6 protein-coding genes are annotated in these 4,610 nt (G+C 65.6%); 4 read left to right on the top strand and 2 right to left on the bottom strand.

Annotated elements, in window-relative coordinates:
• Positions 1–163 precede the first annotated feature (163 nt).
• Positions 164–850 carry an ABC transporter ATP-binding protein gene (locus VEZ38_RS17785; protein ID WP_324895855.1) on the top strand — a complete coding sequence of 229 codons (687 nt, stop codon included), beginning with the start codon at positions 164–166 and terminating at the stop codon, positions 848–850.
• Complete coding sequence (locus tag VEZ38_RS17780; RefSeq protein ID WP_324895853.1) at positions 847–2,046, top strand: ABC transporter permease; 1,200 nt, start codon at positions 847–849, stop codon at positions 2,044–2,046. Before VEZ38_RS17785 ends, VEZ38_RS17780 begins: the two co-directional genes overlap by 4 nt.
• A gap of 13 nt (positions 2,047–2,059) precedes the next feature.
• Here the strand turns inward: VEZ38_RS17780 and VEZ38_RS17775 are convergent, their stop codons facing one another.
• Together VEZ38_RS17775 and VEZ38_RS17770 are read right to left on the bottom strand one after the other, a co-directional pair.
• Positions 2,060–2,836 (bottom strand): class I SAM-dependent methyltransferase, encoded by a 777-nt coding sequence (locus VEZ38_RS17775; protein WP_324895851.1) that lies wholly within the window; start codon positions 2,834–2,836, stop codon positions 2,060–2,062.
• A gap of 149 nt (positions 2,837–2,985) precedes the next feature.
• Positions 2,986–3,168, bottom strand: coding sequence for a glycoside hydrolase family 2 protein (locus VEZ38_RS17770; RefSeq protein ID WP_324895857.1), 183 nt, complete (start codon positions 3,166–3,168; stop codon positions 2,986–2,988).
• Between VEZ38_RS17770 and VEZ38_RS17765 the strand changes: the two genes are divergently transcribed.
• Both VEZ38_RS17765 and VEZ38_RS17760 read left to right on the top strand, forming a co-directional pair.
• On the top strand, positions 3,156–3,701 hold the full coding sequence (locus VEZ38_RS17765; protein ID WP_324895849.1) for a helix-turn-helix transcriptional regulator: 546 nt from the start codon (positions 3,156–3,158) through the stop codon (positions 3,699–3,701). The genes VEZ38_RS17770 and VEZ38_RS17765 overlap by 13 nt on opposite strands.
• A 44-nt stretch (positions 3,702–3,745) precedes the next feature.
• A complete protein-coding gene (locus VEZ38_RS17760; protein WP_324895848.1) occupies positions 3,746–4,060 on the top strand; it encodes a pyrimidine/purine nucleoside phosphorylase in 315 nt (104 codons plus the stop codon).
• Positions 4,061–4,610 lie beyond the last annotated feature (550 nt).

Here is a 4,610-nt window from a genome sequence, read left to right as displayed (position 1 = left end):
TCCGAATCGCGGACGGCGTCGCGACGCGCGCCTTCGTGACGGTCGGGCGGGACGACGGGGAGCGGATCGAAATTTTGAGCGGGCTGGAAGCGGGCGACGCGTTCGTTTACCCGGTGCCGGAAGATTTGCGCGAGGGCGACGCCGTCGAAACGGAGACGGACGCATGATCCGGCTCGAAGGCGTATCCAAGACGTACCGGAGCGGTCCCGTCGAGGTGCAGGCGCTGAAGCCGGTGGACCTCACGATCGAGAAGGGGGAGTACGTCGCGATTATGGGCCCGTCCGGCTCCGGCAAGTCGACGCTGATGAACATTCTCGGCTGCCTCGACGTTCCGACGACCGGCGCCTACACGCTCGACGGAGAGCGGGTGGAGACGCTCGACGAGGAGCGGCTCGCGCACGTGCGCAACCGCAAGATCGGTTTCGTGTTTCAAAATTTCCATCTGCTGCCGCGGCAGAGCATTCTGCGCAACGTGGAGCTGCCCTGCGTGTACGGCGGCCGCTCGCGCGGCGAACGGGCGGCCCGGGCGAAGGAGCTGCTCGCCAAGGTCGGCCTCGCCGACCGGATGCATCACCGGCCGAACGAGCTGTCGGGCGGACAGCGGCAGCGCGCCGCGATCGCGCGGGCGCTCGCCATGGCGCCGTCCGTGCTGCTCGCCGACGAGCCGACGGGCAATCTCGACGCGAAGTCGTCCGAGGACATTATGCGGCTGTTCGGGGAGCTGCACGCCGAGGGCGCGACGGTCATCGTCGTCACGCACGAGGCGGACATCGCGGCGCACGCTCGGCGCATCTTGCGGTTCGGGGACGGCGAGATCGTCTCGGACGTCAGGACGGTGAGCGGGGCATGACGTTCTTCGAAAATGCCGCCATCGCGCTGGACAACCTGCGCGGCAATAAGATGCGTTCGTTCCTGACCGTCATCGGCATCGTCGTCGGCATCGCGGCCGTCGTGACGGTCGTCTCGATCGGCCAAGCGGGGCAGTCGTCGATCGTGTCGGACATCGCCCGGTACGGGGAAGGGTACTTCGTCGTGATCCCCCAAGGCGAGGGCGGGAGCGTCGATCCGGCGCTGCTCGTGACGCCCGCGGATCTCGACCGCGTCCGCCGGCTCGACGGCGTCGTCGCAGTCGCGGGCACGACGACGCAGCGCATGACGACCAGGCTGCGCGCGACGGAATACCGGCTCGACGTCACCGGCGCGCCTGCCGAATACGCGCGGCTCGCAAGCTTCGAGTTCGTCGCGGGCGGCTTCTTCACCGCCGCGGAGGAGCGGGCGCGCCAGCGGGTGCTCGTCGTCGAGTCGAAGTTCGCGGACGAAGCGTTCGGCGGCGCGCGGGCGGCGATGAATCAACGCCTCGCGTTCGGCAGCCGGTCGTACCGCATCGTCGGCGTCTACGAGTCGGAAGAGTCGATCCTCAGCGGTCTCGGCGGCGCTGTCTACAAGGCGTATGCGCCGCTCGGCGCGCTTCCCGGCGGTTCGAGCGGCGCGCGGTTCGGCTTTATCGAGGCGAAGGCCGATACGGGCGAGCCGGAGCGGCTCGCCCGTATCGTGGCCGACGTGAAGGCGTTGCTCGCGCAGCGGCACAACGCGGAGCCTCGCAGCTATATGTCCCAAACCGGCGCGGAAGCGCAGCAGCAGGTGGCGCAAGTGTTTTCCATGCTGCAAATCATTATCGGTTCGATCGCGGGCATCTCGCTGTTCGTCGGCGGCATCGGGGTCATGAACATCATGCTGGTGTCCGTCACCGAGCGGACGCGGGAGATTGGCATCCGCAAGGCGATCGGCGCGACGCCGGGGCTCATCATGGCGCAATTCATGATCGAGGCGGTGCTCCTGACGCTCGTCGGCGGGCTGCTCGGCGCCGGCGTCGGTTTGACGGCGTCGTGGGCGTTCTCGGCGGCGACGGGGTGGCCGTTCCTCGTCTCGTGGTGGGCGCTGCTGCTGGCCGTCGGCTTCTCGACGATCGTCGGCGTCTTCTTCGGCTTATACCCCGCGAGCAAGGCGGCGCGCATGCAGCCGATCGAATCGCTTCGCTACGAGTAACCGTCCGCAGCGATCAAGCGGACGGCTTGCGGGCGGCGACGCGGAGGCGGCGGTAGTCGGCCGTCCAGACGCGGTTCTTCTCGTCGAACAGCCGGGGCGCGAGCGCGTCCTGCACGTCCGCCTTCGCCCGCGCCGCGTCGGCGTCGGACAGGCCGGCGAAGAACGGCGCCGCGAAGGCGGTCAGCCAGGCGAGCAGGCCGTCTTCGCCGTCGAGCGGGGTCGGCCGGTCGTACAGCTCTGCGTACGACACTTCCCATCCGGCGTCCTCCAGCAGCGAAGCATATTCGCCGACCGACGGGAAGTACCACGGATTGCGCGCCGCCGCGTCGATGCCGAAGCGGTCCTGCAGCACGGTCTCGACCGCTTCGACGATCGCGCCGACGTTGCCGCGGCCGCCGAACTCGGCGACGAGCCGTCCGCCGGGCTTCGCGGCGGCGAACATGCAGGCGGCCGCCCCCGCCGCGTCGGTTACCCAATGCAGCGCCGCGTTCGAGAAGACGGCGTCCGCTTGCCGTTCCAGGGCGAACGCCTCGGCCCGCGCGACCCGGAAATCCAAGCCGGGGTATTTGCGCCGCGCCTCCTCGATCATCGCCGGCGACGCGTCGAGGCCGACGACGGCCGCGCCGGCATCGGCGATGCGCTTCGCCAGATCGCCGGTGCCGCAGCCGACGTCGAGCACCGTCTCGCCCGGCCGCGGCCGCAGCGCGTCGAGTAAGCTTTCGCCGTAGCCGGAGACGAAGGCGAGTTTCCGGTCATATAATTTGGCGTTCCAATCGTGGTTCGTTTCCATGGCGATCCGCCCCTTTCCAAGATGCGTCTAGCATACCGCACAACTTCTTTATAGGTAAAATATATATAACCTATTTAATACATAATCAAAAACTATAGCTATGCAAGAAAGGAGGCGCCTCGAAGGACGCCCGACCTTATTCTCTCCGCTCAATACGAATCGACCAAGCTGCGCACGACGAGCGCCTCCCGCAGATGCTCCGCGGACATCGGCAGGGACAGGTCCGCCTTCGCCAGCTCGACTTCCTTCGCGGCGCCCGGGGACAAGTCGAAATAATTGTCGTGAACAAGGCGTCCGCGCCGGCCGCCGACAGCTCGACATGCTTCGCGAATACGTTCGTCTCGAGCCGGATCGCGAACCGATCGCCCCGGTCGAGCACGTCGACGTCGACGGTCGCGGGCAGCAGACGGAAGTGCTTCGGCGGCGCGAACAGTACCGTTCCGTCGCTCGCCGTCTCTCCGTCCCGCACCCAAGCGAACTCCACGTATCGATGCCGCGCAAGCACCTGAAGGACGCCCGCCGCACGCTGGTGGACAACTTCTTCCGCGAGCCGTTCGGGCGGCCGTCGCCGGATGAGCTGGCGGCGCTCATCGGCGTCAGCCGGCGTCAGCTCGAGCGCATTCTGCGGGAATATTACGGCTTGTCGTTCACGGAAAAGGTGACGGCCACGCGCATCGAGCTCGCCAAAGATATGCTGGGGCGCACCGCCCTGCCCGTGCGAGACGTCGCCGAGGCGGCCGGCTTCTCCAGCCTCGAATATTTCAGCCGCGTGTTTAAGCGGCAAGTCGGGCTGCCGCCGGGCGCCTACCGTGAAGCGTATGCCGAAACTGCCTCTCGTCAAGGGCCGTCCGGTGTGGTACAGTAATCGAATACGCGCGGAAATCGGCGATAAGGGAAGGATGGGGGATCTTGGCACAATTTAAGAATGTAACGGTAGAGAAGAAGGCGAACGTGTATTTCGACGGCAAGGTGACGAGCCGGACGGTGCTGTTCGAGGACGGAACGAAGAAGACGCTCGGCATTATGCTTCCGGGCGAGTACGAGTTTTCGACCTCCCAGAAGGAAGAAATGGACTTCTCGGCCGGCAAGCTGGAGTACAAGCTGGAAGGCCAGGACTGGAAGACGATCGACGGCGAAGGCGCGTTCATCGTCCCGGCCAATGAAAAGTTCCAGCTGAAGGTACATACGGTAGCGGACTACTGCTGCTCGTACTTCAACGAATAGAAGCATTGCGCGACGCAAGGAACCTCCAAGCCGTTCGAACGGCTTGGAGGTTTTTTTGTTCGAGGAGACGGCTCTCTCCTCCCTGCTTGAGTTCGCTTTCCGAACGTAACGCAGGTCGCCGCCGATTTCACTTCGGTAGTCGACGGGAAGGCGGCGGAAATGTGCCGGAAATCGGGCGAGTTAGCGGAAAACTCCGGTAAATCGGCGGAAATGCGGCGAAAAGTGGGCGAGTTAGCGGAGAACTCCGGTAAATCGGCGGAAATGCGGCGAAAAGCGGCCGAGTTAGCGGAAAACTCCGGTAAATCGGCGGAAATGCGGCGAAAAGCGGGCGAGTTAGCGGAGAACTCCGGTAAGTCGGCGGGAGGCGTGGGCATACGGGAGCGTAGGACCCACGCCTTCCTGGATGCACGACGCATACGCTAAAAAGGACGCGATCCGACGGGTGCGGACCGCCGCCCGCCGACCGGGTTTAGCGGCCGGCGGCGAGCTCCAGCCATTGCGCGTATTTCTTCAACGCTTGGCCGGACGACAGCGTGACGCGGGCGAGGTC

It is taken from the genome of Paenibacillus sp., from assembly GCF_035645235.1.
Taxonomy (GTDB): domain Bacteria; phylum Bacillota; class Bacilli; order Paenibacillales; family YIM-B00363; genus Paenibacillus_AE.
Note: the sequence above shows the minus strand (reverse complement) of the source record. Positions and strands in the feature narration are given on the sequence as shown.

Coding starts and splice junctions, on each gene's coding strand:
- VEZ38_RS17765 (WP_324895849.1), top strand. CDS start 3,156: ATGCTTCGCGAATACGTTCGTCTCGAGCCGGATCGCGAACCGATCGCC.
- VEZ38_RS17785 (WP_324895855.1), top strand. CDS start 164: ATGATCCGGCTCGAAGGCGTATCCAAGACGTACCGGAGCGGTCCCGTC.
- VEZ38_RS17780 (WP_324895853.1), top strand. CDS start 847: ATGACGTTCTTCGAAAATGCCGCCATCGCGCTGGACAACCTGCGCGGC.
- VEZ38_RS17775 (WP_324895851.1), bottom strand. CDS start 2,836: ATGGAAACGAACCACGATTGGAACGCCAAATTATATGACCGGAAACTC.